The organism is Sulfuricurvum sp. IAE1, assembly GCF_004347735.1.
Taxonomy (GTDB): Bacteria; Campylobacterota; Campylobacteria; order Campylobacterales; family Sulfurimonadaceae; genus Sulfuricurvum.
Genome location: NZ_SLTI01000007.1, coordinates 18,587 through 45,352, shown reverse-complemented (window position 1 = coordinate 45,352; position 26,766 = coordinate 18,587). Strand labels below are relative to the sequence as shown.

General features: G+C 56.6%; 33 protein-coding genes. 12 read left to right on the top strand and 21 right to left on the bottom strand.

Annotation, left to right across the window (positions count from 1 at the left end; translation table 11 throughout):
* Nucleotides 1–113 precede the first annotated feature (113 nt).
* From ychF to folD, 10 genes are all read right to left on the bottom strand, one after another.
* A complete protein-coding gene (gene ychF, locus E0765_RS00820; RefSeq protein WP_132811320.1) occupies nt 114–1,214 on the bottom strand; it encodes a redox-regulated ATPase YchF in 1,101 nt (366 codons plus the stop codon).
* A gap of 121 nt (nt 1,215–1,335) precedes the next feature.
* Entirely contained in the window at nt 1,336–2,769 is a 1,434-nt protein-coding gene (locus tag E0765_RS00815) for a leucyl aminopeptidase (protein ID WP_132811319.1), read from the bottom strand.
* Nucleotides 2,750–3,343 carry a DedA family protein gene (locus E0765_RS00810; protein WP_132811318.1) on the bottom strand — a complete coding sequence of 198 codons (594 nt, stop codon included), beginning with the start codon at nt 3,341–3,343 and terminating at the stop codon, nt 2,750–2,752. Before E0765_RS00810 ends, E0765_RS00815 begins: the two co-directional genes overlap by 20 nt.
* A gap of 9 nt (nt 3,344–3,352) precedes the next feature.
* The gene (gene trpB, locus E0765_RS00805; protein WP_132811317.1) at nt 3,353–4,552 is read right to left on the bottom strand and encodes a tryptophan synthase subunit beta; all 1,200 of its coding nucleotides are present in this window, start codon (nt 4,550–4,552) and stop codon (nt 3,353–3,355) included.
* Nucleotides 4,552–5,100, bottom strand: coding sequence for an adenine phosphoribosyltransferase (locus E0765_RS00800; RefSeq protein ID WP_132811316.1), 549 nt, complete (start codon nt 5,098–5,100; stop codon nt 4,552–4,554). Before E0765_RS00800 ends, trpB begins: the two co-directional genes overlap by 1 nt.
* Nucleotides 5,101–5,143: 43 nt before the next feature.
* The gene (locus E0765_RS00795) at nt 5,144–5,476 is read right to left on the bottom strand and encodes a hypothetical protein (RefSeq protein ID WP_132811315.1); all 333 of its coding nucleotides are present in this window, start codon (nt 5,474–5,476) and stop codon (nt 5,144–5,146) included.
* A 3-nt stretch (nt 5,477–5,479) separates the two neighbouring features.
* On the bottom strand, nt 5,480–5,917 hold the full coding sequence (gene rpiB / locus E0765_RS00790) for a ribose 5-phosphate isomerase B (protein WP_132811314.1): 438 nt from the start codon (nt 5,915–5,917) through the stop codon (nt 5,480–5,482).
* An 8-nt stretch (nt 5,918–5,925) separates the two neighbouring features.
* On the bottom strand, nt 5,926–6,603 hold the full coding sequence (locus tag E0765_RS00785) for a site-2 protease family protein (RefSeq protein ID WP_132811313.1): 678 nt from the start codon (nt 6,601–6,603) through the stop codon (nt 5,926–5,928).
* Entirely contained in the window at nt 6,590–7,408 is an 819-nt protein-coding gene (lepB, locus tag E0765_RS00780) for a signal peptidase I (RefSeq protein ID WP_255417805.1), read from the bottom strand. Before lepB ends, E0765_RS00785 begins: the two co-directional genes overlap by 14 nt.
* A gap of 3 nt (nt 7,409–7,411) precedes the next feature.
* Complete coding sequence (folD, locus tag E0765_RS00775; protein ID WP_132811312.1) at nt 7,412–8,269, bottom strand: bifunctional methylenetetrahydrofolate dehydrogenase/methenyltetrahydrofolate cyclohydrolase FolD; 858 nt, start codon at nt 8,267–8,269, stop codon at nt 7,412–7,414.
* A gap of 69 nt (nt 8,270–8,338) precedes the next feature.
* Here folD and E0765_RS00770 point away from each other — a divergent pair, with 69 nt between their 5' ends.
* Nucleotides 8,339–8,701 carry a cytochrome c gene (locus E0765_RS00770; RefSeq protein WP_132811311.1) on the top strand — a complete coding sequence of 121 codons (363 nt, stop codon included), beginning with the start codon at nt 8,339–8,341 and terminating at the stop codon, nt 8,699–8,701.
* Nucleotides 8,670–9,602, top strand: a complete 933-nt coding sequence (locus tag E0765_RS00765) for a CoA ester lyase (RefSeq protein WP_188109906.1) — start codon at nt 8,670–8,672, stop codon at nt 9,600–9,602. The genes E0765_RS00770 and E0765_RS00765 overlap by 32 nt, the downstream gene beginning before the upstream one ends.
* On the opposite strand, the gene E0765_RS00760 is transcribed toward E0765_RS00765, so the two are convergent.
* The 5 genes from E0765_RS00760 to E0765_RS00740 all read right to left on the bottom strand — a co-directional run bounded on the left by E0765_RS00760 (nt 9,603) and on the right by E0765_RS00740 (nt 12,350).
* Nucleotides 9,603–10,271, bottom strand: coding sequence for a hypothetical protein (locus tag E0765_RS00760; protein ID WP_132811310.1), 669 nt, complete (start codon nt 10,269–10,271; stop codon nt 9,603–9,605).
* A 25-nt stretch (nt 10,272–10,296) separates the two neighbouring features.
* Entirely contained in the window at nt 10,297–11,139 is an 843-nt protein-coding gene (locus E0765_RS00755) for an energy transducer TonB (RefSeq protein WP_132811309.1), read from the bottom strand.
* Between the two features lie 67 nt (nt 11,140–11,206).
* The gene (locus tag E0765_RS00750) at nt 11,207–11,683 is read right to left on the bottom strand and encodes a hypothetical protein (protein ID WP_132811308.1); all 477 of its coding nucleotides are present in this window, start codon (nt 11,681–11,683) and stop codon (nt 11,207–11,209) included.
* Nucleotides 11,684–11,731: 48 nt separating this feature from the next.
* Nucleotides 11,732–11,962: a hypothetical protein gene (locus E0765_RS00745; protein ID WP_132811307.1), complete on the bottom strand. Its 231-nt coding sequence runs from the start codon at nt 11,960–11,962 to the stop codon at nt 11,732–11,734.
* Nucleotides 11,955–12,350, bottom strand: coding sequence for a NifB/NifX family molybdenum-iron cluster-binding protein (locus E0765_RS00740; RefSeq protein ID WP_132811306.1), 396 nt, complete (start codon nt 12,348–12,350; stop codon nt 11,955–11,957). Before E0765_RS00740 ends, E0765_RS00745 begins: the two co-directional genes overlap by 8 nt.
* A 109-nt stretch (nt 12,351–12,459) precedes the next feature.
* Between E0765_RS00740 and E0765_RS00735 the strand changes: the two genes are divergently transcribed.
* The 5 genes from E0765_RS00735 to E0765_RS00715 are packed head-to-tail and all read left to right on the top strand — an operon-like array spanning nt 12,460 to nt 14,867.
* Nucleotides 12,460–13,188, top strand: a complete 729-nt coding sequence (locus E0765_RS00735) for a NifU family protein (RefSeq protein ID WP_132811305.1) — start codon at nt 12,460–12,462, stop codon at nt 13,186–13,188.
* Between the two features lie 11 nt (nt 13,189–13,199).
* A complete protein-coding gene (locus E0765_RS00730; RefSeq protein WP_165921612.1) occupies nt 13,200–13,652 on the top strand; it encodes a molybdopterin-binding protein in 453 nt (150 codons plus the stop codon).
* 48 nt (nt 13,653–13,700) lie between these two features.
* Complete coding sequence (locus tag E0765_RS00725) at nt 13,701–14,075, top strand: DUF362 domain-containing protein (RefSeq protein WP_132811303.1); 375 nt, start codon at nt 13,701–13,703, stop codon at nt 14,073–14,075.
* 11 nt (nt 14,076–14,086) lie between these two features.
* The gene (locus tag E0765_RS00720; protein WP_165921611.1) at nt 14,087–14,464 is read left to right on the top strand and encodes a NifB/NifX family molybdenum-iron cluster-binding protein; all 378 of its coding nucleotides are present in this window, start codon (nt 14,087–14,089) and stop codon (nt 14,462–14,464) included.
* 4 nt (nt 14,465–14,468) lie between these two features.
* Nucleotides 14,469–14,867, top strand: coding sequence for a 4Fe-4S dicluster domain-containing protein (locus E0765_RS00715; RefSeq protein ID WP_132811301.1), 399 nt, complete (start codon nt 14,469–14,471; stop codon nt 14,865–14,867).
* A 15-nt stretch (nt 14,868–14,882) separates the two neighbouring features.
* Here E0765_RS00715 and nikR read toward each other — a convergent pair whose 3' ends face one another.
* Nucleotides 14,883–15,296 carry a nickel-responsive transcriptional regulator NikR gene (gene nikR / locus E0765_RS00710; RefSeq protein WP_132811300.1) on the bottom strand — a complete coding sequence of 138 codons (414 nt, stop codon included), beginning with the start codon at nt 15,294–15,296 and terminating at the stop codon, nt 14,883–14,885.
* A gap of 140 nt (nt 15,297–15,436) precedes the next feature.
* Between nikR and E0765_RS00705 the strand changes: the two genes are divergently transcribed.
* Both E0765_RS00705 and E0765_RS00700 read left to right on the top strand, forming a co-directional pair.
* Nucleotides 15,437–17,476, top strand: a complete 2,040-nt coding sequence (locus E0765_RS00705; RefSeq protein WP_223175660.1) for a TonB-dependent receptor — start codon at nt 15,437–15,439, stop codon at nt 17,474–17,476.
* An 88-nt stretch (nt 17,477–17,564) separates the two neighbouring features.
* Nucleotides 17,565–17,840 carry a hypothetical protein gene (locus tag E0765_RS00700; protein WP_132811299.1) on the top strand — a complete coding sequence of 92 codons (276 nt, stop codon included), beginning with the start codon at nt 17,565–17,567 and terminating at the stop codon, nt 17,838–17,840.
* Between the two features lies 1 nt (nt 17,841).
* Here E0765_RS00700 and E0765_RS00695 read toward each other — a convergent pair whose 3' ends face one another.
* Complete coding sequence (locus E0765_RS00695; RefSeq protein ID WP_132811298.1) at nt 17,842–18,720, bottom strand: DMT family transporter; 879 nt, start codon at nt 18,718–18,720, stop codon at nt 17,842–17,844.
* An 89-nt stretch (nt 18,721–18,809) separates the two neighbouring features.
* On the opposite strand from E0765_RS00695, the gene E0765_RS00690 reads away from it, so the two are divergent.
* Both E0765_RS00690 and E0765_RS00685 read left to right on the top strand, forming a co-directional pair.
* Nucleotides 18,810–21,005, top strand: a complete 2,196-nt coding sequence (locus E0765_RS00690) for an SLC26A/SulP transporter family protein (protein WP_165921610.1) — start codon at nt 18,810–18,812, stop codon at nt 21,003–21,005.
* Between the two features lie 48 nt (nt 21,006–21,053).
* Nucleotides 21,054–21,602: a hypothetical protein gene (locus E0765_RS00685; protein ID WP_132811296.1), complete on the top strand. Its 549-nt coding sequence runs from the start codon at nt 21,054–21,056 to the stop codon at nt 21,600–21,602.
* Nucleotides 21,603–21,611: 9 nt separating this feature from the next.
* Here the strand turns inward: E0765_RS00685 and E0765_RS00680 are convergent, their stop codons facing one another.
* The gene (locus E0765_RS00680; protein WP_132811295.1) at nt 21,612–22,217 is read right to left on the bottom strand and encodes an NAD(P)H-dependent oxidoreductase; all 606 of its coding nucleotides are present in this window, start codon (nt 22,215–22,217) and stop codon (nt 21,612–21,614) included.
* 80 nt (nt 22,218–22,297) lie between these two features.
* Between E0765_RS00680 and E0765_RS00675 the strand changes: the two genes are divergently transcribed.
* Entirely contained in the window at nt 22,298–22,600 is a 303-nt protein-coding gene (locus E0765_RS00675; RefSeq protein ID WP_132811294.1) for a helix-hairpin-helix domain-containing protein, read from the top strand.
* Here E0765_RS00675 and E0765_RS00670 read toward each other — a convergent pair.
* Genes E0765_RS00670 through E0765_RS00660 form a run of 3 tightly spaced genes read right to left on the bottom strand, consistent with a single transcriptional unit; the run spans nt 22,597 to nt 26,707 of the window.
* A complete protein-coding gene (locus E0765_RS00670; RefSeq protein ID WP_132811293.1) occupies nt 22,597–23,991 on the bottom strand; it encodes a response regulator in 1,395 nt (464 codons plus the stop codon). The two genes, E0765_RS00675 and E0765_RS00670, sit on opposite strands and share 4 nt — an antisense overlap.
* Nucleotides 23,991–26,156: an ATP-binding protein gene (locus tag E0765_RS00665; protein WP_132811292.1), complete on the bottom strand. Its 2,166-nt coding sequence runs from the start codon at nt 26,154–26,156 to the stop codon at nt 23,991–23,993. Before E0765_RS00665 ends, E0765_RS00670 begins: the two co-directional genes overlap by 1 nt.
* Nucleotides 26,153–26,707, bottom strand: coding sequence for an SCO family protein (locus E0765_RS00660; protein WP_132811291.1), 555 nt, complete (start codon nt 26,705–26,707; stop codon nt 26,153–26,155). The genes E0765_RS00665 and E0765_RS00660 overlap by 4 nt, the downstream gene beginning before the upstream one ends.
* Between the last annotated feature and the right edge of the window lie 59 nt (nt 26,708–26,766).

Genomic DNA, 26,766 nt, shown 5'->3' with positions numbered 1-26,766 from the left:
TGCTACAAATTTGTTGGGATTATACACGGATCGGCAACGATATTCAAGGCGCTTGAACGGAATGTGAGAGGAAAGAGGGGGGGAAGAGCCGGGGAGGAATCCGGCAGAGGCGTTTAGACGTTGAAACGGAAGTGCATGATATCGCCGTCCTGGACGATGTACTCTTTTCCTTCCAGGCGCATTTTTCCCGCTTCTTTGGCTTTTGCCTCGCCGCCGCAGGCGACGAAATCGTCATAACCGATCACTTCGGCGCGGATAAACCCTTTTTCGAAGTCGTTGTGGATGACGGCGGCCGCTTTGGGGGCGGTGGTGTTTTTGCGGATCGTCCAGGCACGCACCTCTTTAACCCCGGCGGTGAAGTAACTCATCAGACCCAGTTTGTCGAAGCCTTTGCGGATGATCTGCTCGAGACCCGATTCCTCGACACCCATGTCGCGGAGGAATTCGTTGCGTTCGTCGTCTTCCATTCCGACGAGTTCTTCTTCGATCTTGGCGCAGAGTTTAATCACTTCGCATCCGTTTTTAGCAGCGTGTTCGCGGAGCCGTACGACGTAGTCGTTGTCTTCTGTGAGGCCGTCTTCATCGACGTTGGCGCCGTACATGATCTCTTTGGCGCTGAGCATGCGCACTTCGGAATTCAGCTTTTCAAACAGTTCGCTGTCGGCTTTGGGGAAATTGCGGGCGAGATTCCCTTCGGCGAGGAATTCGGCGAGTTCTTCGGCAAACTCCACCATGGCGGCGGCGTCTTTATCGTTTTTCGCCTGTTTTTTGAGCCGCTCGATCCGGTTGGTGAGCACTTCGATATCGGCGAAGATCAGTTCGTTCTCGATGATCTCGACGTCAGAGAGGGGATCGATCCGCCCTTCGGTATGGACGATGTTTTCATCGTCGAAACAACGAACGATCTGCAAGATCACTTCGGTTTCGCGGATGTTGGAGAGGAACTTGTTTCCCAGTCCCTCGCCTTTGCTCGCCCCTTTGACGAGCCCGGCGATATCGACGAAATCGAGGGTAGAGTGCTGAATCCGCTCGGGGTTGACGATGGCGGCCAGTGCGTCGAGGCGCGCATCGGGAACGGGGACGGTCGCTTTGTTCGGTTCGATCGTACAGAACGGATAGTTCGCCGCTTCGGCGTTCTGCGCTTTGGTCAGCGCGTTGAAGGTGGTCGATTTTCCGACGTTGGGGAGTCCTACGAGTCCGATGCTAAGTCCCATGGATAGTTTCCTTGATTGGTATTAAAGTGAGTCTGTTTTCGTTGCGCGATTATAAACTATTGTTGTTGAGTGGGGACTGAGAAGAAAGAAGTTTCCCGCCGCAGCGGGAGCGAAAAGGTAATTAAGCGAGGTTGTTAAGTACCCACTGCAGCGTCATGCGTACCCCGGCACCCGTTCCGCCGTAGGTATGGACGTCCCATGCGCTTTCGGTGTAGGCCGAGCCGGCGATGTCGAAGTGGACCCATTTGTCTTTCATGTTTTCATCGATGAAATGATCGAGAAACAGCGCCGCGGTGATCGCTCCGCCGTAGGGTTTTGAGGAGACGTTGCACACGTCGGCGATGTCGCTCTTGATCAGTTTTTTGAGATGGCGGTTGAAGGGGAGAATGCCGCAGTATTCGCCCGCGGCGCTTCCCGCGTCGATGAAAGAGCGTTTGAGCTCTTCGTTGTGCCCCATAACCCCTGTCGTGTAGGGTCCCAGCGCCACCATACACGCCCCCGTGAGGGTCGCGTAGTCGAAGAGATAGTCGGCGTTGACGTTGGCCTGTGCGTATCCCAGCACGTCGGCGAGGACGAGACGCCCTTCGGCGTCGGTGTTACGCACTTCGATCGTCTTGCCGTTTTTGGCGCGCAGTACGTCATCGGGCTTGTAAGCGTTTCCGCCGATCATGTTTTCGACCGCGCCGATGAAACCGTGCACCTCGATCTCAAGACCCAGTTCGCTGATCGCTTTGATCATTCCCATCACGGCGCAGGCACCCGCTTTATCCATTTTCATCGTCACCATCGACGTCGCCGCTTTGAGGCTGAGGCCCCCGCTGTCGTAGGTGAGCCCTTTGCCCACGAGGGTGATCGTTTTTTTCGGGTTTTTGGGTTTGTAGGCGAGATGGATCAGGCGGGGAGGGTTGACCGAGGCGCGTCCGACACTGAGCATCGCGAACATTTTTTCGTCTTCGAGGCCGTTCGGATCGAGAATCGTGCACTCAAGACCGTTGTTTTTTGCCAGTGTTTCGGCCGCGATGGCCATCCCCTGCGGGGTCATGTCGTAGGGGGTCTGGTTGACGAGGTCGCGGACGAAGTTCGTCGCCTCGGTGATGATGAGGGTGTCGCGCAGCGTTTTTTCGAGTGCGTCGGCATCGAGGGCCGAACCGTCGCTGTTGACGTTCGAGAAGACCACTTCGGCCAGCGCTGAGGGTTTTGGATCGGACTTGTATGCATCAAAGCGGTAGCTTCCAAGTACGGTCCCCTCGATCAGGGCTGAAAACGCCTCTTCGCCGTATTGGGCGAGTTTGAGCGAAGCGTAGTTGTATCCCATGGCTGTTTTGACCGCCGAGGCCATCGCCGAGCGGAGCGTTTCGGAGGAGGTGTCGGCAATGCCGCACACCATCACACGGCGTTCGTGCAGGGTGCAGAGCTGTTCGGCTTCGGCCTTGAATCCCGCCTGCTCAAGTAAGGCGCGGTGCGGATGGTTTTCGAGTTGCGGCTGCGTCAGGAATTCCAGACGCAGATCCGCCTCGATCAGGTCGAGGGGTTGATTAGCGAGTCTGACGGTCATGGCGTTTCTCCAGAAGTTTTTTTTCGAGCCGGTTGAGGTAATAGAGAATACCTCCGGCGATACTCAGCAGCATCGGCAGGGCAATATACCAGTGCGCCTTCATCCAGTGGATCAGGTTGAGCAGTTCTTCGCCGTAATAGTAGGCGGGGATAATCGTCAGTGCCGCCCACATCCATGCGCTGATAAGGTTGATAAAGGCGAATTTGCGCGAGGAATATTTCGTCAGCCCGATCGACATCGGGATGACGGTGCGCAACCCGTACAGATAGCGCTGGACGAAAATGATCGGCCAGCCGTATTTTTTGAGCAGAAGGTGGGCAATCGCGAATTTGCGGCGCTGCGAGCGAAGCTTTTCGTGAATGTAGCTTTTGTTGAAGCGGCCGATGTAGAAATAAATCTGGTCTCCGACGAAGCCGCCGATCCCGGCGACGAAAATGGCCATGGGGAGCCACATATCCCCCGTGTGGGACATGATACCGCCCATGATGAGTCCCATTTCCCCTTCCAGGATACTCCATAAAAAGAGGATGACGTATCCGTATTCTTTGAGAAGATCGAGTAACAGTGCTTCCATCAATCCTCTTTACGCATCGAAATTCAGCAGGGATTTGGCCTGAATCATGTCTTTATCGCCGCGGCCGGAGAGGTTGACGATGACCAGTTTGTTTTTGATGTCGGGCATCTTTTTGAGATAGGCGACGGCGTGGGCCGTTTCAAACGCGGGGATGATTCCTTCGGCGCGGCTGAGCCATACGAACGCTTCGAGCGCTTCGGCATCGGTGACGTGGTCGTAGACGACGGTGCCGTTATCTTTGTGAAACGCGTGTTCGGGACCGATACCGGGGTAATCGAGTCCCGCCGAGATCGAGTGGGCTTCGAGAATCTGGCCGTCTTCGTCTTGGAGCAGGTAGCTCATCTGGCCGTGCAGGACGCCGGGGCGCCCTTTTTCGAGCGAACAACCGTGTTTGTCGGTCTCGATGCCCAGGCCTCCGGCTTCGATGCCGATGCACTGTACCTCTTTGTCTTCGAGGAAATGCTGGAATGTGCCGATCGCGTTTGACCCGCCGCCGATACAGGCGATGACGTGATCGGGAAGGCGACCCTCTTTTTCAAGAATCTGTGCGCGCGCTTCCCAGCCGATGATCGCCTGGAAGTCGCGTACCATCATCGGGTAGGGGTGCGGACCCGCGACCGTCCCGATGATATAGAAGGTGTCGCGCGCGTGGGTAACCCAGTGGCGGATCGCGTCGTTCATGGCGTCCTTGAGGGTTTTGCTGCCGCTTTCGACCGCGTGGACTTTGGCCCCGAGCAGTTTCATCCGGAAGACGTTAAGCTCCTGGCGCGCGACGTCTTTGGCTCCCATGAAGATTTCGCATTCAAGTCCCAGGAGTGCGGCGATGGTCGCCGTGGCGACCCCGTGCTGTCCCGCTCCCGTTTCGGCGATAACTTTCTTTTTGCCCAGGCGTTTGGCCATCAGCCCCTGCGCGATGACATTGTTGACCTTATGGGCACCCGTGTGGTTGAGGTCTTCGCGCTTGAGATAGATTTTGGCTCCAAGCTCTTCGGAGAGGTTGGCGGCGTAGTACAGCGGGCTTGGACGCCCGACGTAGTCTTTGAGATAACCGTCCACTTCGCTCCAGAACGTTTGATCGAAGCGGATCTGCCGGTACGCCTCTTCGAGCTCCAGCAAAACCGGCATAAGGGTTTCGGGGACATAGCGCCCGCCGAAGATACCGAAATGGCCTTCTACGGGATCGAATTTGGAAGGTGAGGGAATATACATCAATCGACTCCGATAACGGTATAAACTTCGACGAGCTCACCCAGGCGGTTCTGACCGCCGAGGAAATCAAGACCCATGATGAAACACGCTTCGACGCATTCGGCACCCACTTTGTTGATCAGGCTGGCGGCCGCGTAGGCCGTCCCGCCGGTTGCGATCAGGTCGTCGATGAGAAGAACTTTCGGGGCTTCGACGCCCGAAAACGCGTCGATGTGGATCTCCACTTCGTCCACGCCGTATTCGAGGGAGTATTTTTCCGAAACGGTCGTGTAGGGAAGCTTCCCTTTTTTACGGATGGGGACGAAACCGACCCCCAGCATTTGCGCCAGCGCGGCACCGAAAATGAATCCGCGCGCATCGATCCCCGCGACGTGGCTGAGATTGTAGGCGCTGTAGCGCTCGCTCAGGTGGCGCATCAGCAGGGCAAAAGCATCTTTGTTCGCCAGCAGGGTGGTGATGTCTTTGAAAACGATCCCGGGCTTCGGAAAATCGGGGATATCGCGGATCGATGCCATCAAAAAAGCTCTTTCCTGTGTCGTCAGTGTCATAGCGGTTCCTTCTTGGTGAAATGGTTCGGTCGTTTGCGCGTGCTTAGATCAGCGCGTCGATACGCCCTTCGAGTTCTTTGATCTTGTTCTGGAGACGGTCGGTCTCGGCCCGGTGCTTGGAGTTGCGCGATTTGAGCGTTTTGAGCTCGTTGCGCAGGTTGCTGAGCTCTTCGCTGAGGATATCGACGTTCCCCAGCGCGCGCTGAAGCTGGATCTGGTACTTGCGGATGAGCAGTTCGGCTTCTTTGAGGGTAAGTTTCATCATTTCGCTGCTGCGCTGCTCTTTGACGGTGATACTGCGGAAATAAAACATTTTTACGAGGAAAAACAGCGCTCCCAGCGTAACGATCGTCAGTAGTGACCATTCCCAAAACATCGGTTATCCTTTGATGGCCTCGATTTTTTCAACCCGGCCGCAATGGCGGCCCCCTTCGAATTTTCCGGCACACCATGCATCGAGGATAGATTCGGCGACCCCCTGGCCCACGATCCGCTCGCCGAAGCACAGGACGTTGGCGTCGTTGTGACCGCGGGCAACGGTAGCGGTATAGGCGTCATGGCACAAAGCGGCGCGGATGCCGTGGAAGCGGTTGGCGGCCATGCTCATCCCGATTCCCGAACCGCAGATCAAAATCCCCTGAGACGCGGCGTCGGCAAGGACGCTTTCGCATACTTTGACGGCGTAGTCGGGATAGTCGACCCGTTCTTTGTCGAATGGCCCCAGATCGACCACCTCGTGTCCTTTGGAACGGAGATTCTCGACGGTAAAATTTTTCAGATCGATTCCGGCATGGTCGGTAGCGACGTAGAATTTCATGATACTCCCTATTTTAGCAACAGATTTAAAACGATTTCGATCGGCCAGATGACCAACGGAATTTTCAGCGGCGTAACCAATATGATGATGATAGCAATGATTCCATAAGGTTCGGCTTTGGCGAAAAATTCGGCAACGGCTCGGATCTTGTGTTTGAGGGTCAGGTAGCTGACGAAGTGGGCACCGTCGAATCCCGGTATGGGAAGGAGGTTGAAAACCGCCAGCACGACGTTGATGAGCAGCAGCTTGATTACAAAGAGATAGCCGAACGCGTAGAGGATCGTGTCGCCCTCGGAAGGCTGGGGCAACGAGACCAGAAGAACCGAAGCCATCGTCGCCATGAAAAAGTTGTAGACGATCCCCGCCAGGCTTACCTGCATTGCGGCATTGTAGCCGCCGTTGCGGATGACGGTATGGGTATTGACCGGAACCGGCTTGGCCCATCCGAATAAAAATCCGCTCGAAGCCCCCAGCAGCATCGGGAGAAAATAGGTCATGAGCGGTACGAGGATCGAACCGAAGGGATCGATGTGGATAAGGGGGTTGATGCTGAGGCGGCCGCTATCTTTGGCCGTACGGTCGCCGTATTTGTAGGCGACCCATCCGTGCATGATTTCATGCCCGATGATCGCGATCAGGAGAGCGAGTACGGCGGCGGGGATTTCCAGCAGATCAATAGAGTTCATAATCGTCGGCGTCCTGGCGGATCCGTTCGTCTACGGCACGTTTGAGCGTATCGGGCTGTTCCAGGTCGCTTGGGGTTTTACCGATGCGGTCCCAGCGCACTTCGTAATTGTCGTCCATGCTGAAATAGACGAACCACGGCGTCCCCTCGATCAGTCCGTAGGGGACGGCGCCCCAGAAACGGCTGTCGTTGGAATGGTCGCGGTTGTCCCCCATCATGAAAAATTCCCCTTCGGGGACCTGTACGGGGCCGAAGTTGAAAATTTCGGCGGGGTAGAGGCCGTTATCGACGATTTTGGCATCGTGGTGGATGCCTGGGTGGTGTTTTTCGTAGGGGTTTTTGACCCAGAGTTTTCCCTGGATTTCGACAAGTTCGTATCCTTTGAACGTTTGGCGGGCGTATTCGTCCCCTTCGCGGGGGTGGAGGTAGAGGTTTTTGTCCATCACGAACAGTTCGTCGCCGGGAAGCGCGACGCAGCGTTTGACGTAGTGCAGCTGGGTGTTGTTCGGGTAGCGGAAGATGACGATATCGCCGCGGCGGGGCTCGTCGCCGTCAACGATGTGCCCGTCGGTTCCGGGGATGAGGGGGATTTCGAGAAACGGGATATGGGGGGTTGAGATCCCGTAGGCGAATTTTTTCGCGAAGAGGTGGTCGCCGACGAGAAGGGAGTCTTTCATAGAGCCGCTGGGGATACGAAACGCCTGGGCAACGAAAAAGATGATAAACAGGACGATGATGACCGTCCCGGTCCACGTATTGGAAAACCGGTAGGCGCCGTGCGCCGCGTCGAGGATTTTTTTCTTCAAGGGTTATTTCTCTTCTTCCGCGTGGATTTGGGCCGCTTTGAGGGTATTGGCCAGAAGCATCGCGATGGTCATCGGCCCGACTCCGCCGGGAACGGGGGTGATGTAGGAGGTTTTTGGCGCGACGGCTTCGTAGTCCGCGTCCCCGACGAGGCGGCCGTCAGAGGCACGGTTGATCCCGATATCGATCACGACGGCGCCTTCCTTGACCATGTCCGCCTTGATCAGGTTAATGACTCCCGCACCGACGAGGACGATGTCCGCGGCAAGGGTGTGTTTTTTGAGATCGTCGGTGAAGATGTGGCAGATCTCGACCGTGGCGCTTGCGTTGAGCAGCAGTGCGGCCATCGGTTTGCCGACGATATTGGAAGCTCCCACGACGCAGCAGTTTTTCCCTTTGACGTCGATGTTGTATTCGGCGAGAAGCTCCATGACTCCCAGCGGGGTGCAGGGGACGAAACCCTCAAGCCCGGTAGCGAGACGGCCGACGTTGTAGGGATGGAAACCGTCAACGTCTTTGGTGGGAGAGACCACCTCGAGGATTTTCGTCGTATCGATGTGTTTGGGGAGCGGTAGCTGGATCAGAATCCCGTCGATATTGGGATTGGCGTTCATCATTTCGATCGTTTTGATGATCGCCTCCTGCGAAATGTCTTCGGGCATTTCGTGGGTGACCGAATAGAACCCGGCACGGTCGCACGCTTTTTTCTTCATCCCGACGTAGGCCTGGCTGGCGGGATCGTGGCCCACCAAAATAACCGCCAGACCCGGAACTCTGCCCGTCCGGGCTTTCAGTTCTTTGGCCCCTTCGGAGACCTTTTGTTCGATTTTGAGTGCAAGCGCTTTACCGTCGAGAATCTGCATTTAACCACCGTCAGCATTGTTTTTGGGTATGATACCGCTAAAAGTCTAAACATTGGTTAAAGGTTGAGCGTGCGCTGGATTTTTGTTCTCCTTTTGGCATCGGCAGGTGCGAACGCCGAGTCGTTCATCACGAAAGAGGAGTATGCCGCCGGGCTTTATCACAACCCGCGCGGGGTGGGGTGCCACCTCTGTCACGGCGAAAACGGCGAAGGGAAGCTTATTGCCCGCTACAAAGACGAAGGGGTCTCGAAGGTGTTTGCCGGAAAGCCCATCAATAAACTCCCTTTCAGGGAATTTTACCTCAAACTCAACAGCCGGATCATCGGAATGCCGCGGTATTATCTGACCGATACCGAGATCCAGACCCTCTATTATTACCTGCATCGAGAGGAGTTCAAACGTGCCGCTAACCGACCTGCAAAAACTCGATAGCCTGATCGCCCGAGACGATCTTTCCTCCCTTCAAAACCTCGCTTCCGCCACTCCCCGCATCCAGAACCGTTCCCTTTCGTTCCGGTCGGCGATGATGCTCTCGGCCCACAACACCAGGCACCTTTCGAAAATCCCCTCGGTTCCCGCCGAATGCCTGATGCTCAACCTCGAAGACGGCGTCGCTCCCGAACAAAAGCCCTACGCCCTCGCGCTGTGTGCGATCGCCCTCGCGGCCAATCCCAAAAGCGACAAGAAACTGGTCGTCCGGGTCAACCCGCTGGACGAAGGGGGAGAAGAGGAGATCGCGTATCTCAACCCCTTTATGCCCGATGGGATCCGCGTCCCGAAAATCCGCACCGCGGAGGAGGTGCGCCGTGCGTCGTCGCTGATTGCGCAGGGGATCGAACTGCATCTCTCCATCGAGACCAAAGAGGCGTGGCTCGCACTCGAGGAGATCGCATCGGTTCCGGGGATCGCCGCGTATTATCTGGGGGTGCTTGATCTGTTCGCCGATCTGGGGCTCTCCCAGAGCCTGCTGCACCCGGACAACCCGACCGTCCACTACATGCTGGCCCGTTTTCTGACGACCGCGCGCGCCTGCGGCATCAAGCCGGTATCGTTCGTGTACCAGAATCACAAGAACCTCGATTGCCTTCGCAACTGGCTGGAACTCGAAAAAATGATGGGATTCGACGCCAAAGGGTGCATATCTCCCGCCCAGGCCGAGCTGATACACGAAATATTCGGCCACAGCGAGGCGGAACTCAAACGGGCCAAAGAGATCGTCGAACTCTTTCGCGAACACGCTGCCCGCGGCGTAACGGGGTTTGCGCACGACGTGTACGGTTTTATCGACGAACCGATTTACAAAGGGGCATTGGCGGTGCTGGACAAGCGCTGATTATTTCACGATGATGTAGACCCGGATCCGAATTTTCGTCGGCTGGTCGGGTTTGGGATACCTGGGATGGGCGAGATTGATCGTCTGAAGCGTCAATTCGTCCAGTGGCGTTCCGATACGGTTTTTTTCCAGGTGCAGGTCGCTGATCGTCCCGTCTGGATGAAGGGTAAATTCGACGACGTTGTTGTCGAGCGGATCGACGTCGTCGGGCCGTTCGCGCAGTAGACGGGTGCCGACAATTTCGTTAATTTTGCGAATTCGCTGCAGATTGTCGATGATGTAGTGCTGTTCCCCCGCGGAGAGGGTAAAAAATTCTTCGCCGTAATGGTGCAGCACCGAAAAGGGGAGGCTTTCGCGGTCGGCTTCGCTAAAGGCTTTGTGTTCGGATTCGGCAACGGCGGAGAGGGGACGCTCGGGCAATGCCGACGGAGGACTTGGGTTCGTTTGCCCGTTTTGACGCTCCGCGATCGCCGAAGGGGCGGGGGAAGCGGAAGAGGGGTCTGGCGATTCCTCTTCGTTATCACTCTCTCCGAAACGGATGCTGAACGTCGGCTTCGGAGGAGACGGTTCGTCCGGCTGCGGAGCGAGTGCAAGCCAGACAAGAGCCGCAATCGCCAGGTGGATGGAGAGTGCCGCGACAAAAGCGCCGATCGATCGGGACCGTTTCATGGGAATCGATTATACCCGTTTCGGATCAATACCCGGTGAGGTTGTACCAGACGCGGTAGCGGATCAGCGTTTTTTGTTGCGGACGGGGATATTTGGCGTAGGCGAGTTCGATCACTTCGCGGGTGGTGTCATCGAGAATCGAGAGACGGCTGTTTTTGAGAAAGCGAAGATCGGAGATGCTGCCGTCGGGGTGGAGGTAGAACTCGATCATGTTGGTGTCGTTGACGCGGATGCTGTCGGGGATCCGGCTGCGACCGTAGCGGTCCAGAACCCCCTGCGTGATCCGGCGCATGATCTCCTGGTTGTCGAGGATGTAGCGCTGTTCCCCTTCGGAGAGCTCGTTGAATTTGTCCCCGTAGAGCCGTTCGATGCTGTCTGAGAGTTTTGTCGAGCTTTTGACCGGCTGGTTTGCCGAAGCGTCGGGGCGGGAAAGGATGTCGTAGAGCCCCGGTTCTTTTTTCGGCTGGCGTTCGATCGTTGCGACCGTTTTGGCGGTGTGGGGGACGAACGCTTTTCGCGGTTCGGGCTTCTCGGTTTCGGGAGGTGTCCGGGGCGAGGAAGGCGGAGGCGTGACCGGGCTTGGGGCTGCTTTGGATGCCGGTGCCGGCGATGAGGGTCTGATCATCTGCTCGCCGCGCGGGATGGGCCGGGCGGGGGTGATTTTAGGGATCTCGTTGGGGACGATCGCTTCGGGGCGCGAGGTGGGGTACTCTTTGAGCGAAAGGCGGAACCGTTCTTCGGCGGGTTTGGTTTCGGGAGGGACGGGCGGTTCGAGCTGATTGAGAAGAATCAGCAGCAACGCGATGATGAGGTGAACCAGTACCGCGATAATAAAGGCGTAGAGAGAAAAAGATTCGGTTCGCTTCATAAGGGCGCATTCTACCCTGATTTTCCTAACGAAACCACAAGCGCCCCTTTGGCGCCCGGCGCAGGGGTCACCCCCGGAGTGCCGCGTCGATCTGGGCGAGGGCGAGGGATTTGGCGTTTTCGATCTCCTTGTTGTCCCACCAGTAGTCGATGATCGCGTGTTCGATCCGCTCGATCTGCTCCATCCGAAGGTTGGCAAAGACTTCGTACGAACTGATGTTCTCCGGGGCAGTTCCCTTGCGCGATGCGATGAGGGAGAGCGTTTCGATGATGCTTTGGTCCAGGGCTTTGGGATCGCTCTGGGTACGGACCTGATTGATCCATGCGACGATCTCCCCTTCGAGATAGTCGTGCCCCCACACTTCGTAGCACAAAATACGGCCGTTTCCGTACACCAGGCTTTCGGTTTCGTCCAGAACATCCGAAGTGATCGCTTTGCCTTCGTGCAGGTAGACTTCGAGCCGTTCGTTTTCGCGCAGGGTAGAGGCCCGTTCGAACGCCGCGCGCGCTTGGCGCAGGATTTCGCTTCGTAGGGTTTCGTTCATGGTCTGGTTCTCCTATAGTGTATTGATATTTTTGGATATAAAAGCCGATCAGCGCGTCGCCCGCGATCCGTTATGGTAGTCCCACAGCCGTTTGTAATGGCTGTCAAGTTCACTGAGTGTCGAATCGACGGTGATGAGGTCGCTGCTGAATTCGAACCGGCTCCCCTTGTTGCGATCGTACCACGCTTCCATTTCCCGTTTGAGGATATCGCGTTTGGCGACCGTCTGGGCTATGAGGCGGCGCAGCTCCTCCATTTCGGCGGTTATGATCTCAGTCATGGCTGCATCCGCAGGTACATGCGCCCGCGTCGGTCCCGGGATCGAGATAGAGGCTTGCGTTGTCGGGGGTTACCTCTACCAGCTGCCCTTTGAGCGCGCATCGGATCGCCTCTTGCAGCCGCATCGTCTTGCGCCCCAGCCAGAACACCTTCATCCCCCCGCGTATCATCGTATGAAAAGGTCCGTCTCCCAAAAAACCGTACAGGGCCGACGTGGCCCCACGTTCGAGCAAAAAAGCGGCGGTTTTGATGCCGTTGCCGCACCCTTCGTTCGAGACGAGGGTGTGACGGTCGGTTGCAGGGTCGTACAGCGCGAAATATTTGGCGTTTCCGAAAAGTTTGCTGCTCATCGGTGCGCCCTCGGGCGATTCGATCGGAATGGCGATCATCAGCTCCTCCTAGGATTGGTATCGGGGATGAAATGCATATTTCGTTCGTCACCGTAGAACGGCAAATGCAACCGTGTCGTTAAGAGTAATACGGATAAAGGAGAATGCTATGGAAAGCCTATCGCTAATGGAAGAAGCCCTTGGGGCATACGAACGCGCTGATTATGCCGCTGCCCGTTCGATCTGGGAAAGCCTTATTCATACCGATACCGACGCGATGGTCAATCTGGGGACGATGTACGTCAAGGGCTACGGTGTCGGGAAAGACCTCGCCGCGGCGCGTGAACTCTTCGAACGGGCAGCCAAAGCGGGCCATGAAGTCGCTTCGTTCTATCTTGGGGGGATGTACGAAAACGGAATCGGGGTGGATGCCGATAAAGAGCGGTCGGTGTTTCATTACACTCACGCCGCCGAGGGGGGAATCGGCGCCGCACAGCTCAAACTGGGGATACTGCTGCGTAACGACGATCCTGAAAACGCGATGCGTTGGATGATTCGCGCCGCCCATGCCGGGGAAAAACAGGCCCATTCTCTGCTCACCTACGTCAGCAACCAGACTCAGGCGACCGACATAAATGTCGCGTTTCGAAGGCTCGACGAGCAGACACAGCGCGATAAAGTCGAAGCGGTCATAGCGGCTCATCTGACTCCGGTTCTGGCCGGTGACGGGGGCGGGGTGGAACTGATCCGCTATGTGCCCGGCGATACCCCCGAAATATGGCTGCGCTATCTCGGGGCCTGTTCGGGATGCCATCTGGGACCCACCTCGACGGCGGGGATGATCCTCGAGGCGTTCGAACGCGAAATCGACAAACGAATCGTCATCTATCTGTGGTGAGGAGGTGTGGCGTGAATACCTTCACCGCGACCGTCGAAGCGATCAGCAGCGACGAATTTTTCAGCTGTATTACGGTGCGGGCGGCCGATATGCCCCTCAAACTCCTGAAAACGCAGACCCCGAACTGGCTCAGCGTGGGGGATGAGGTGGAATGCCGCGTGCAGGAAGCGGCCATCGCGATCTGCCGCGGGGCCAAGGAGGGGAACGTATCGATCGAAAACCGCCTCCGCGGTGAGCTGCAGCATTACCGTAAGGGGACGGTCCTGAGCGAAGTGAGCGTTCAGACCCCCTGCGGAGCGCTCAATTCGCTCATTACGACCGATGCGTTCGAGCGGATGGAACTGTGCGAAGGGTGTGAGGTGACGCTGCTGCTCAAAGCGGTGGACATCAAGCTCACCCCCATGGCCGATACCTCCTCGTACGAAAAATGCAAAGAGAAGCTGTATCCGATTCACAACGGATAAATCGCGACAGAAGCGTATTGACATTTACTATTGGACAAGGAGTTTACCATGGCGGTAATGATTAACGATTTGTGCATCAACTGCGATGCCTGTATCGAGGTGTGCCCGGTGGGCGCGATCGTAAGCGAAGGGGATTCGCCGCGCGCAGACTGGGAATACACCTACGTCAAACCCGAAAAATGCATCGAATGCGTCGGCCATGCCGAAACGCCCGCCTGTGCGGCCGAGTGCCCGACGGAGGGATGTATCGTCTGGGATATGCCTTATACGGCCGAGTATAACGATTATTTCGTCAACAGTACAGACTACGTCATCGGCGAGTCGAAAAAACGGGGGGTACTGACTCCCGAGGTTTCGCCCCAGCCGTTCAAGGAAGAGATCTCCGTCGCCGCGCGCGAGTCGCACGAAGCGGTCGCGGTCTAGAGGGGGGAATCGTGCTCGTCGCGTTTGCTTCGTCTGACGGCGTTTTCGTCAATCAGCATTTCGGATGGTCGAAAAGTTTTGAACTCTATCGGATCACTCCCCAGAGTGCCGAATACGTCAGGACGATCGACAGTTCCCAAGACGCTATCGCCGACGAACACGAGAAACTCGCCTACAAAATCGGCACGGTCAAGGAAGCGGATATCCTCTATTGCTCGCAAATCGGGCCCACGGCGTCAAAAATGGTGCTGGCCGAGAAAATCCATCCCCTCCGCTGCGGCGAAAACGACCGTATCGACGAGTCGATCGCCAAGCTTCAGGAACTGCTGCTGGGGAACCCGCCCCCATGGCTGTTGCGTATTCTACACACTTCAAAAGACAAGGAGTAACCCTATGTCCGTCATCATCAACGATACCTGCATCACCTGCGATGCCTGTTTGCAGCAATGTCCCGTGGGTGCGATTCTCGACGATGCGCACAACCCGGTCGGTGAAAAACGTTATTACGTCCAGCCCGAGAAGTGTGTCGAATGCGTCGGGATATACGACGATCCGCAATGCGCGGCGATCTGTCCGAGCATCGGGTGCATCACGTGGGACATGCCCTTTAGTGCGGCGTTCGACGAGCATTTTCGCAACGAAACGATCTATCGGCTCGGGGTGAACAAAGAGGGAACGCTCAAATCCCCGCTTTTCAAAGAAAAACCCTACCGGGAGGATATTCCCCTCGAAGACCGCGGAGTGGGGTGTCTGGTTCAGGAAGAACCGGACAACCTCGAAGAAGCGGGGTGAGGATAGGGCTCAGGCTCAGAACGTGGTCGTTTTCGTCAGTTTCGAAAAATTGATCCCTTTGAGGCCGCTGATTTTGCCGGCCAGCTCTTCCACCTGTCGCGCGGTTCCTTTTATCATCACGGTCTCAAGGCAGTTGTGATGGTCGATGTGCACATGCGTGTTGCACAGTACCTGTGCATCGGTATCGTGCTGAATATCGGTCATTTTTTGAAGAAGATCGCGCTGATGATGGTCGTAAATCAGCGTCAAAACACCGATGATCACACCCTCTTCGCTGTTCCAGCGGTCTTCGACGATCTGTTCGCGGATCAGGTCGCGTATAAATTCCGAGCGCGAAACGTATCCCTGATTGATTATCTGGTTGTCCAGCGAGATCAGCAGCTCTTCGGGGAGCGAAACGCTGAACCGTATGATCGCGTCGTTGGCCATCTCCGCTCCTGTGTATTTATTCCCGTAATTATAGCAAACGTCGTGACGCGGTAAGTAGATGAATAATAATTCAGTTTGTTTTAATGAGGGGAGGACAATAATACTAAAATAAAAAAAATATTACTGATTCGAGGTGGGTCATGGATTATCGGGTTGTCAGCCGCATCGTTGCCGTTTTGGGGGCCGTTTCTCCGCTGTACGGAGGGGGAGAACAAACCATCTCCGAGGTCATCGTTCCGGGTATTTCCGTAGAAGCGGATGCGGACGCCGTGCCGAACCGCACTTCCGCGGGCGAAGGGACGGTGAGCGCCCGGCAGTTGGAGGAACGTCCGCTGCTTCGTCCTGCGGAGGTGCTCGAAACGGTTCCGGGGCTGATTGTGACCCAGCACAGCGGCGACGGTAAGGCGAACCAGTATTTTCTGAGGGGATTCAGTCTCGATCACGGCACCGATTTTTACACTACGATCGAAGGGATGCCGACGAATCTCCCCACCCATGCCCACGGACAGGGATACAATGATCTCAATTTCCTGATCCCGGAGCTGATTTCGCAGATCACGTATAAAAAAGGGCCCTATTATGCGGGCGAAGGCGATTTCGCCTCCACCGGAAGCGCCCGCATCCGCTACGCCGACCGTGTTGACGAAGGGTTGCTGAGCCTCACGGGCGGGAGTTTCGGCCACAGAAGGGCGCTAAATATCGATTCATTCGAACTGGAGGGAGGGACGCTGCTGTACGCACTGGAATATTTCTTCAACGACGGCCCGTGGGACCATCCCGAAGGGTACGAACGGTTCAACGGCGTCGTCAGCTATACGAAGGAATCAGCAAATCGCCGGTACAAAATTTCGGCGATGGGATACCGTGGAGACTGGGATGCGACGAACCATGTTCCCGTCCGCGCGATCGACAGCGGCCTGATAGGGCGTTACGGTTCACTCGATCCTTCGGACGGTGGAACCACCCACCGTTACAGTCTTTCGGGAGAATACGAAAGCCGAGACAGCCGCGGCGTGACGAGCCTCAACGCCTACGTCATCGATTACGGGCTCGATTTGTATTCGAACTTCACGTATTATCTGAATGACCCGGTCCATGGAGACCAGTTCCGGCAGAAAGACTCGCGGACGATTCTCGGCGGTGAAGCGAAACGGACGGAGACGGCGGCCTTTTTCGGCGCCGACTCGATCCGTTCGTACGGTGTGCAGTTCCGCCATGACGCGATCCGAAACGTTGCCCTCTCCAACACCCAAAACCGCACGTTTGTCAGCCACGTGACATCGGATCGTGTCAATGAGAGCGCCGTGGGAGCATACTGGCAGGAGGAGATCGAAGCCGCAGATAAAGTGCGGGTTACCCTTGGGCTGAGGGGAGACACCTACCGTTTCGACGTCGAAAGCGATGTTAATACCGCCGATTCGGGGACGGTCAGCGATTCGATACTCAGCCCGAAACTTGGATTCGTCTTCGGTCCGTGGGGCCAAACGGAAATTTTCCTCAACGGCGGGTACGGATTTCACAGCAACGACGCCAGGGGGGTGACCAAAGCATCCGATCCGGCCACTCCGCTGGTGCGGACTAAAGGGGCGGAGATCGGAGTGCAGAACCGCTCGGTACCGGGTTTGCAGACGGCATTGTCATTGTGGATGATGCAAAGCGATTCGGAGCTGGTTTTTGCCGGAGATACCGGAGGGACCGAAGCGACCGGTCCATCGCGGCGGATGGGAATCGAATGGGCCAACTACTGGACACCCGCACCGTGGTTTATCCTTGATGCCGATGCCGCCCTCTCCCGCGCCCGTTACCGGGATCCAGCTTCGGCGGGGGGAAAATACGTTCCCGAAGCGATCGAACAGGTGGTGTCGGTCGGAGCCGCCGTAACCGATTATAACGGCTGGTTCGGCGGGTTACGGCTCCGGTATTTCGGAAGCCGTGCGCTGAACGAGGAGAATACGGAGCGTTCGAAACCTTCAACGCTCGTGAATCTAAAAGCCGGACGACGTCTTGCGAAAAACGTCGATCTCGCGTTGGACGTTTACAACCTGTTCAACCGTAAAACTTACGACATCGAATATTTTTACGAATCACGGCTTGCGTCCGAAGCCGCAGGTGTTACCGATCATATGGTCCATCCGGGCGAACCCCGTTCGGTCCGGATTAGTCTGAATGTGCGTTATTGAGAGAGGGGCGTTTACCAAATCCTGCGATCCGTTGACAATTGTCTGCTAACATAACGCCATAATATGTCGGATTTATAAAGGAGACGCGATGCGTTTAGTGCTGTATGCCCTCGCCGCCATTATCGCTTTTTTGGTATTCAAGGCGTTTTATCTCGATGCCTATCTCGCCGAGCGCAAAGCCGCAGAAGCGAACGTGAGTTCGGAGACGAACGTTTCGGTCCTTCCTGAGGCGCAGACGCCTCCGAGCGTTCCGGCGCCTGAGCCCGCCGAAACCAATGCGACCCCTCCGAAAGCCCCTTACAGCGATATGCCGCTCGAACGCGCGGGTGAGAAAATCGCCGAAACGATCGGTTCGAAATTCTGATTCATCGGCTGCGAATCAGCAGCATACCGCTCAAAACGACCAGCGCTCCCCCGGCGATCACGGCAGGGGTGGGCAGCGCATCCCCCAAAACGATCCCGAACGCCGTCGCAAACAAAACGACCGAATAGCTTGTCGCGCTGACGATTCCCGCTTTCGCGTAAAAGTAGGCGCGGGTCATGAAAATCTGCCCGTACGCGGCCGCACTCCCCATCAGAACGATCCACAGCCAGTCGCTCCCCTGCGGCATGACGAACGGGCTGAGGGCAAACGCAAACACCTCCGAAGTGTAGTGTCGTGCCGCAGCCATCAGTGCGGCGGGGATCAGAACCCCGAAAATCATGAAGGAGAGGACCACCGTCCGCTCGTCGTAATGGGATTTGAGGCTGCGGACGCTGGTATAGGCGAGTGCCGAGAGAAATCCGGTCAGCAGCCCCATCGCGTGGAGGTAGCTAAATTCCGCCCCGCTGAGCAGCAAAACCCCCGCAAAACCCACGATAATCGCCAGAACCGCCCGTTTGGAGAGATGCTCTCCCATCAGGAAGAAGGCGAGGATTGCCGTGAAAATGGGTTCCGTTTTGGAGTAGACGATGGCGTTGGAGAGGGTGGTTTCGCCCACGGTGTAGAAAAAGGTGAGCAACGCCACGGTTCCCACGACACCGCGAAAAACGAGGGTAAAGGGGCGTCCTCCGACATTGCGGATCGGTTTGCGAAACGCGAGGGCGAGGATCAGCACCAGCCCGACGGCATTGCGCCAGAAGGTCACCTCCACCGAACCCATCGACGAGGTGAGGAGCTTGGCGAACGCGACGGTGAGGGCGAACAAAAACGAAGCGGCGAGCATGTACAGGATGCCCAGCCGGGTATCGGGGTGGAAAATCATGGGCGCGATTGTAGCACGAATAGCGCGTTTGGAGGCAAACTAATCGCGTTTTGGATACAATGGAAAGAAAAAGCGAAGAAGTTTTTCGAATGACGAACAAGACAGGATGGATGGGCGATTTCTGGGGAGGGACGGCGGCGATGCTCGTCGCGCTCCCCTCGGCGATTGCGTTCGGCGTAATCGTGTATGCCTCGATCGGGGGCGATTACGGCGCGTACGGTGCGGTAGCCGGGATTTTGGGAGTCGTCGCGGTCGGCGGCGTCGCCGCGCTGATGGGAGGGACGAACCGTCTCATCTCGGCTCCAAGCGCTCCGGCGGCGGCGGTGCTTTCGGCGTTTTGTCTGGAGTTTATCGCCCGAGGTTACGGCGCTCCGAGCGTGTTTACGATGGTGATGCTCGTCGCGCTGATGGCGGGTGTGATCCAGATCGCTTTCGGTGCGGCGGGGTTGGGTCGGCTCATCAAGTACATGCCTTTTCCCGTCGTCAGCGGTTATCTCAGCGGGGTAGGGCTCTACATCATTGCTTCGCAGGCCCCTAAATTTCTGGGGCTTCCCGAAGGGGTGGGCTTTTGGAAAGGGGCGCTTAACCTTTTTATGTGGGAGTGGCAGAGTATCGCCGTGGGGACGGCGACGGTTCTGGCAATGCTCTATGCCGAGCGGATCGTCCGCCGTGTCCCCTCGGTGATCGCGGCGATGGTACTGGGGACGGCGGTCTATTTTCTCCTCGCCCTGGCCGATCCGTCGCTATATCGCCCCAATAACCCCTTTGTCATCGGCGCCCTTGGGGGAAGCGGCGGGATCGATCTCTTCGGCGCCCTGGAGGGGCGTTTTATCCTGCTGGGCGACCTCTCGTGGAGTGATGTGGCGCTTTTGCTCCTTCCCGCACTGACCCTTGCGGCGCTGCTGTCGATCGATACCCTCAAAACGTGCGTGATCGTCGATTCGATGACCCACTCCTACCACGATTCGAACCGAGAATTGTTCGCCCAGGGGTCGGCCAATACCCTCTCCGCGCTGATCGGCGGGATGCCCGGATCGGGTACGATGGGGCCGACGATGGTTAATATCGCATCAGGAGCCGAGAGCTCGCGCTCTGGGTTGATTGCGGGGTTTATGGCCGTCATCGCGTTTTGGATGCTGGGCGACTATATCGCCTGGATCCCCGTCGCCGTCCTCTCGGGGATCCTGATCGTCATCGGGTGGCGGATGATCGACCGACGCAGCATCCGGCTGCTGCGCAGCCCCAAAACGGCACTCGATTTCATCATCATCGCGACCGTTGCGGTCATCGCCGTTTCGGTCAGCCTGATCGTCGCGGCGGGGGTGGGGCTCGCTTTGGCGGTGGTGCTCTACATTATACGACAGATCGGGATGTCGGTCGTTTACCGGCGCATCGAGGGGAGCGATGCCCGCAGCAAAATCGTCCGTAAACGGGACGAAGAAGCGATCTTGCGCCAAAGCGGCGATACGTTCGCGCTCTACGAACTGCACGGTACGTTGTTTTTCGGGACGGCCAACCAGCTGTATTCGGTATTGCGCAGCGACCTTTCGGACAAAAAATACATCATCATCGACATGAAGCGGGTCCAGACGGTGGACATCACCGCGGCCCACATCCTGTTGCAGATCAAGGATATCCTGCACGAGAAAGAGGGGTACCTGATCCTCTGCCGTCTGCCGCACAAGCTCCCTACCGGAGACGACCTGGAACTTCTGTTTAACCACGTCGGGCTGCTCAAGCACATGAGTCCCGTCAAGGTTTTCGGCGACCTCGACGATGCCCTCGAATGGGTCGAGGAGAGGATTATCAGCGAAAATCGGGAAGTGGAGTCGAGCGAAACACCGCTTTCCCTGGCCCATTTCGATTTTTTTCGGGGGCGTCGTTCCGATACCCTCGAAGAGATCGAAAACCTCGTCGAAACCCGTTCGTTTCGACAGGGGGAGGTTATTTTTCAAGCCGGCGACCTGGGATGCGAACTGTTTTTTATCCGGCGCGGGCTGGTGCGGGTGATGCTGCCGATGGGGGAGAACAAAAATATCCATCTCCATACGCTGGGGCAGGGGAATTTTTTCGGCGAATTCTCGTTTCTCGAAGGGAGCCCCCAGTACACATGGGCCGTCGCGGCGGCTGATGCCGATGTGTACGTGATCTCCCGCGATGCCTTCGAACGTTTTTCGCAGCGCCACAAAAAAGCGTCGTTCGAGTTTATGCGCAGCGTGGCGGCCGTTCTGGCCGAGCGGCTCAGATCCACGAGCACCGAGCTGGGGGAAGAATATGAGGTTTAAGAACGGTTTTTGCTTGTAAGGTCGCATAATCCTTACAAGGAGTTTACGATGAACGTCGCGTCATTAACCGGAGGGTCCACAACACCTTATCCGATGGCGAACCTATCCGAAACGCAGGGGGATGTTTCGGCGTACGCGCAGATGATCGCGCAGCTTTACCCGGCCCAGGAGTATCGCAGCCGCGATGAAATCAATGCGCAGGACGCCGCGCTGGCGAAGTTCAAAGAGGACCTCAAAATCAAGGGGGCCGCTTTGTTCCTGCAGGAGCTTAACGAAGAGAAGATCGAAGCCCTGGTCGAAGAGTACCGCCAGAAACTGATGAAACTCAAAGAAGAGAACCCCGAGCAGCCCATCGACGTAAACCAGATGGTGAGCGATTTTCGCAAACAGCTTCTCAAGGAACTGACCGAAGCTCAGAAAGCCGAACAGTCCCAAAAAAGCTCCGCTGCCGCCGATCCGATGATGAGCGCCGATCTGCTCGAAAACATCAAAACTACGAAAGCCAAAGAGAAAACCGCCTTGCAAGGGGAAGAAGGGTTTTTGGAGAAGATGCTGAGCCCGCATTCCCGCGAAAAAGAGAAGCAGGCCGTTATCTAAGCCGAAGGCCTAGATAAGGGTGATGAGTTCTGATAGCTCTGATCGGTGGCGCGGTTGCTGTTCTTTGATGCGATACCCGAACGGAAGAAGGAGAGGCACACCGTAGAGCGACGTGTCGATCCCCATGATTTTTTCGACCGCATCGCGTTCAAATCCTTCGATCGGGCATGAATCGATCCCGATGGAAGCAGCAGCCGTCATCATGTTTCCCGCCGCGATGTAGGTTTGGCGGGATGACCAGCACTCAAGCGTTTCGTCAGTATGCGGGTCGATCCAGCGGGCATAAAGCTCGCGAAGCCAGTCGGGATAGTGAAATTTGTCGAATTCTTGCTGGATGTAGGCGTCGTGGGAGCGGACGGTTTTGCGGTAGGCGATCGCGACCAGTTCGGACGCGGTCGTAATCTGCGGCTGATTCCATGCCACTTCCCGAATTGCAGAGCGTTTTTCGGGGTCTTTGATGAGAAAAAAATGCCATTGCTCCATTCCGAACGAGCTTGGGCTCAGGCGGCCGGCTTCGAGGATAAAATCGAGGTCTTCGGGAGAAATGGATCGTGTTTCGTCGAAGATCTTGCAGGCATGGCGAAAATGGATCGCTTTTTCAAAATCGTTGCGCATGGTATCCCTTTAGGAAAATGTCAGCCGCGATTCTATAGGATGGGGGTAAAGATGTCAAGCCGTTTCGCAAAGGAGACGCCGTGAATCCCGCCAAAGTAGTCCGCGAAAAAGTCGAACGTCTTACCGACCTCCCCAACATCGGCAAAACGATGGCGCACGATCTGATGCGCATCGGCATCAGTCGTCCGGAGCAGCTGATCGGCGAAGACCCCTACGATCTTTACGTCCGTTTCTGCCGCGCGTTCGGGGAACGGCAGGACCCATGTGCCCTGGATGTACTGATGTCGATCACCGATTTTATGGAGGGCGGCGAGCCCAAAGCGTGGTGGGAATATACGGCGGAGCGCAAACGCCGTTACGGCGGCCGAATCGCGATCGGTTAGTCTTCGGGATCGTCTTTGAAGCGTTCCTGGATGTCGAGGAAGCGATCGAGGTTTTCGAACATCAGATCGACGAGTGTGGGGTCGAAGTGTTTTCCCCGCTCCTGGCGGAAATAATCGAGGATGCTCTCCATCGTCCATTCGCTCTTGTAGATCCGTTTGCATCCCAAGGCATCAAAAACGTCGGCAATCGCGGTAATTCTTCCGAAAATATGGATTTCCTCCCCGCGGCTTCCTTTTGGATAACCCGTCCCGTCCCACCGTTCATGGTGCTCGTTCGCCACGATCGCCGCCGCCTGCAGCAACGGGTGGGGGGAGTTGCGGAAAAACGAGGAGCCGATTTCGGCGTGGCGTTTCATGATTTCGAACTCTTCTTCGGTCAGTTTTCCCGGTTTGTTCAAGATGGCGTCGGGGATCCCGATTTTCCCGATGTCGTGCATCGGGGCGATCAGCCAGAGCCGTTCGGCTTCCTCCGCGCACAGGCCGTGGGCTTCGGCCAGGATCTTCGAATACTCGGCGACGCGACGGACATGCAGGGCCGTCTCTTTCGATCGGCTCTCCCCGACGTACCCCAGCGTGATAAAGAGTTCTTTCTGGGTCGCCTCGACTTCTTCTTTGAGTTCGAATATTTCGGTGATGTCGTTGCGGACGCTGATGTATTCGACGATCTCCCCTTTACTGTCGAGGATGGGGCTGACATAGGAGTCGACGATGTAGTGCCCGCCGTCTTTTTTGCGGTTTTTGACGATCCCGTGCCATGAACGCTTTGATCGGATGACGTCCCACATCTCCTTGTAGACTTCACGGGGGACATCGGGATGGCGGACGATGCGGTGGTGCTGTCCGATGAGTTCTTCGCGGGTAAACCCGCTGATGTCGCAGAAGATGTCGTTGACGTAGGTGATGACTCCTGCGAGGTTGGTTTTGCTGACGATGGAGCTTTGGTCGACGATTTGTTTGTACTGTTTGAGGAGTTCTTTGTTCTCGGAGAGCTCGTCGGCGAGTTTCTTTTGGGCGATGCGGAGTTTTAGCTGGGTGTTGACCCGTGCGATCAGTTCACGGCGGAGGAACGGTTTGGTGACGTAATCGACCGCTCCGGCTTCGAATGCCGCGATGAGGCTCTCTTCGTCGTTTTTGGCGGTCAGAAAAATAACCGGAATGTCCGAGTGCAAAGGCGAGGCCTGAAGCCGTCTGCAGGTTTCGAGCCCGTCCATCACCGGCATCATCATGTCCAGCAAGATCAGGTCGATATCGTTTTTGTCGATCCGCTCCAGCGCCTGTTCGCCGTTCGTGGCATAGAGGATCCGGCATCCCTGAACCTCTTTGAGGATGTTTGATACTACCTGGATGTTACGCGGTTCATCGTCGACCACCAAAACGGTACACGATTCCATCACTCGGCTCTCCATTGTTTAAGATAGTTCGCATAGGCGTGCAACAGCTGCTCGACCGCATTGACGTCAAAGCTTTCGGCCCCTTCGCGCAGGCGGCTGCCGTATTCCCTGAGCTCCTCGATCCCTTCCGCTTCCCCGAGCCGGTCGAAATCGTCTCCCAAGGAACGTGCCGTCTCCATGTCTCCCGAGGCCAGAGCGTTCGAGACGCTCCCGCGCAGTTCGAGCAGTTTGCGGCGAAGCCCCTCTTGCCCGGCGTCCGAGAGATCCAGACCTTTGATCGCCGCGAGCGGAGCATGGGTATGGACGGAATGGGGGACGAACTGGCGGATCGTGGATAGCAGCGCGTTTTTACTGACCGGTTTTTCGAGGAAGCCGTCGAACGACTGGATGATACGGTCGTAGTCGTGTTTCATGACCGATGCGGTGACGGCGACGACTGGAATCGGATTTTCGGGGTTCTCCTCTTCCCGCCACGTACGGATCGCTTCCCAGCCGTCCATGTTCGGCATCCGGATATCCATCATCACGAGGGTGTAATGGCGGTTTCGCATCCGTTCGAGGGCGATAAGCCCGTCTTCGGCCTCATCGATCTCGAAACCGTATTCGTTCAAAAACTCTTTGAGGAGGAGGCGGTTTTCTGCGATGTCGTCGACGATCAGGATCGGGCAGCGTTCGAAGACGTATTCTTGCGTATGGTCGATCGGTTCATCAAGGAAAAGGGGTTCGGAGATTTCGAGCCCGTAGAGTTTGAGGGTAAAGGTACTTCCCGCACCCACTTCGCTCTCCAGGCTCATCTCCCCGTCCATCAATCGCGCGAGCTTGTCGCAGATCGAGAGGCCCAGTCCCGTTCCGCCGTACTGGCGGCTGTCCTGACCGTCGTTTTGGACGAATGCTTCGAAAATCTTTTTGCGGTTATGCGGGGGGATGCCGATCCCGCTGTCCTGCACCGAAAAGGACAGATCCACGCTCCCCTCGTCGGGCTGGGAGAGATTCGCGACGCGGATCGTGACGCTCCCTTCGTGGGTGAATTTGAGCGCATTGGAGAGGAGGTTGAGGAGAATCTGGCGCAGGTGGATCTCGTCGGCGATGATCCAGTCAGGGACTTTGGGCTCGATCCGGTAATCGAGAAGGAGCCCCTTTTTCTCCGCGTTTTCCTGGAACAGCATCACGATGTCTTTGATGAAAGAGCGGAGGTTGACGGGGTGGTACTCGATCTTCATGTGCCCCGCCTCGATCTTGGAGAGGTCGAGAATGTCGTTGATGAGCGAGAGGAGCGTACGGCCGCCGTTTTTGATGGCGGTGAGGTATCCCTTCTCTTTGACCCCTTCGATTTTTTGTTCGAGCAGTTCGGCGAACCCGATGACGGCGTTAAGGGGGGTGCGGATCTCGTGGCTCATGTTGGCCAGAAACTCCGATTTGAGGCGGTTGGCCGAATCGGCTTCTTCTTTGGCGTGTTTGAGGTCTTCGGAGAGTTCGATCTGTTTTTGGAGCGCCAGCTGGAGGTCATGGGTCCGTTCTTTGATCTCTTCTTCGAGGTGGAGGTTGAAACGGTTGAGCTTTTCGTTGGAGAGGTCCAGCGCCGCTTTGGCTTCGCGGATACTCAGGAATTGCTGGATGGAAGAGCGGATGATGTACCCCAGCACGATCGCTTCGGCGACGACCATGACGCCGTGAAGGTAGACGTACTCGATCCCGCACCCGTAGCTGAAAATCATGATCGGATTGCCGTCAACGGTGAACTGGCGCGACTGGAACCAGTTGAAGAGGAAATGGTGGGCGATAATTGTGATGCTGCCCACCAGCATGGGGAGGGTGTCTTTATAGATCGTCAGGATCGCAAGCCCGATAAAGACGTGGAAATGCATCTCGATGCGCCCAAGATGCTGCTGGATGTAGAGCGCCGAGAACATCATGACCGCCACAGCGGCGATGAGGCGGAACCATACCGTACCGCGCACGGTGGCGTATGCCGCGCCGCTGAGCCCCAGGATGAACGCGCTGCCGAGGATGCCGATCCAGTAGGTCGAATAGTAGCTCGACGTGACGAATACGGCGATGAACGCGTGGGCGAGGAGGATCAGCATCATGTTCCGGTCGGCTTCGCGGTAATGGGCCGAGAGCTCTTCGCGGTCGTGTCTGCGAAGGACGGTAAACGGTGAAATCATCGGGTGTACCTTTGGATATCATCAAGTACCGAAGCCTCGTGATAAGGGTGGGTGGTATAGATGCGTTTGAGCTCGTACACCGAACCGTTGCGAACCATCAGGTAGAGGTTCGAAGAATGAGACATCTCCTCCTCCCCGGTGATGGCGAGGTTAAAATCCTTTTCGAGGCGGCTCACCTGGGCGAGATCGGCATAAACCCCTTTGAAATCGGGGTGGAAACTGCGGGCGAAGGGCTCGACCCACTCCCGATCCTGCGTGGGGTTGAGGTTGACGAAATAAAACGGGACGCCGTGCGCCTGACGCTGTATTTTTCGATAGAGGGGGGCGATTTCGTTGAGGGCGGGGATGCAGATCGAGGTACACCCGACGTAGCCGAAATAGACGAGGACGGCAGGCGCGGTTTCTCCCTTTAAAAACCACGGATCGAGGCGGTTGGCGGGAGCATCGAGGGCATGGGCTTTTTCTCCCAGCAACCCCGCCGAGAGCGGGAAAACGGCCAGAAGTGCAAGCATGCTCAGCAAAATTGTGCTTCCGATGATGGTCTGTTTCATCGCCGCCTCGAGTATTGAGTATCTTCACCGATTATACCACCGAATAACGCCTTAATAAA

Coding starts and splice junctions, on each gene's coding strand:
- ychF (WP_132811320.1), bottom strand. CDS start 1,214: ATGGGACTTAGCATCGGACTCGTAGGACTCCCCAACGTCGGAAAATCG.
- E0765_RS00815 (WP_132811319.1), bottom strand. CDS start 2,769: ATGACCGTCAGACTCGCTAATCAACCCCTCGACCTGATCGAGGCGGAT.
- E0765_RS00810 (WP_132811318.1), bottom strand. CDS start 3,343: ATGGAAGCACTGTTACTCGATCTTCTCAAAGAATACGGATACGTCATC.
- trpB (WP_132811317.1), bottom strand. CDS start 4,552: ATGTATATTCCCTCACCTTCCAAATTCGATCCCGTAGAAGGCCATTTC.
- E0765_RS00800 (WP_132811316.1), bottom strand. CDS start 5,100: ATGACACTGACGACACAGGAAAGAGCTTTTTTGATGGCATCGATCCGC.
- E0765_RS00795 (WP_132811315.1), bottom strand. CDS start 5,476: ATGTTTTGGGAATGGTCACTACTGACGATCGTTACGCTGGGAGCGCTG.
- rpiB (WP_132811314.1), bottom strand. CDS start 5,917: ATGAAATTCTACGTCGCTACCGACCATGCCGGAATCGATCTGAAAAAT.
- E0765_RS00785 (WP_132811313.1), bottom strand. CDS start 6,603: ATGAACTCTATTGATCTGCTGGAAATCCCCGCCGCCGTACTCGCTCTC.
- folD (WP_132811312.1), bottom strand. CDS start 8,269: ATGCAGATTCTCGACGGTAAAGCGCTTGCACTCAAAATCGAACAAAAG.
- E0765_RS00760 (WP_132811310.1), bottom strand. CDS start 10,271: ATGAAACGGTCCCGATCGATCGGCGCTTTTGTCGCGGCACTCTCCATC.
- E0765_RS00755 (WP_132811309.1), bottom strand. CDS start 11,139: ATGAAGCGAACCGAATCTTTTTCTCTCTACGCCTTTATTATCGCGGTA.
- E0765_RS00750 (WP_132811308.1), bottom strand. CDS start 11,683: ATGAACGAAACCCTACGAAGCGAAATCCTGCGCCAAGCGCGCGCGGCG.
- E0765_RS00745 (WP_132811307.1), bottom strand. CDS start 11,962: ATGACTGAGATCATAACCGCCGAAATGGAGGAGCTGCGCCGCCTCATA.
- E0765_RS00740 (WP_132811306.1), bottom strand. CDS start 12,350: ATGATCGCCATTCCGATCGAATCGCCCGAGGGCGCACCGATGAGCAGC.
- E0765_RS00735 (WP_132811305.1), top strand. CDS start 12,460: ATGGAAAGCCTATCGCTAATGGAAGAAGCCCTTGGGGCATACGAACGC.
- E0765_RS00725 (WP_132811303.1), top strand. CDS start 13,701: ATGGCGGTAATGATTAACGATTTGTGCATCAACTGCGATGCCTGTATC.
- E0765_RS00715 (WP_132811301.1), top strand. CDS start 14,469: ATGTCCGTCATCATCAACGATACCTGCATCACCTGCGATGCCTGTTTG.
- nikR (WP_132811300.1), bottom strand. CDS start 15,296: ATGGCCAACGACGCGATCATACGGTTCAGCGTTTCGCTCCCCGAAGAG.
- E0765_RS00705 (WP_223175660.1), top strand. CDS start 15,437: ATGGATTATCGGGTTGTCAGCCGCATCGTTGCCGTTTTGGGGGCCGTT.
- E0765_RS00700 (WP_132811299.1), top strand. CDS start 17,565: ATGCGTTTAGTGCTGTATGCCCTCGCCGCCATTATCGCTTTTTTGGTA.
- E0765_RS00695 (WP_132811298.1), bottom strand. CDS start 18,720: ATGATTTTCCACCCCGATACCCGGCTGGGCATCCTGTACATGCTCGCC.
- E0765_RS00690 (WP_165921610.1), top strand. CDS start 18,810: ATGACGAACAAGACAGGATGGATGGGCGATTTCTGGGGAGGGACGGCG.
- E0765_RS00685 (WP_132811296.1), top strand. CDS start 21,054: ATGAACGTCGCGTCATTAACCGGAGGGTCCACAACACCTTATCCGATG.
- E0765_RS00680 (WP_132811295.1), bottom strand. CDS start 22,217: ATGCGCAACGATTTTGAAAAAGCGATCCATTTTCGCCATGCCTGCAAG.
- E0765_RS00670 (WP_132811293.1), bottom strand. CDS start 23,991: ATGGAATCGTGTACCGTTTTGGTGGTCGACGATGAACCGCGTAACATC.
- E0765_RS00665 (WP_132811292.1), bottom strand. CDS start 26,156: ATGATTTCACCGTTTACCGTCCTTCGCAGACACGACCGCGAAGAGCTC.
- E0765_RS00660 (WP_132811291.1), bottom strand. CDS start 26,707: ATGAAACAGACCATCATCGGAAGCACAATTTTGCTGAGCATGCTTGCA.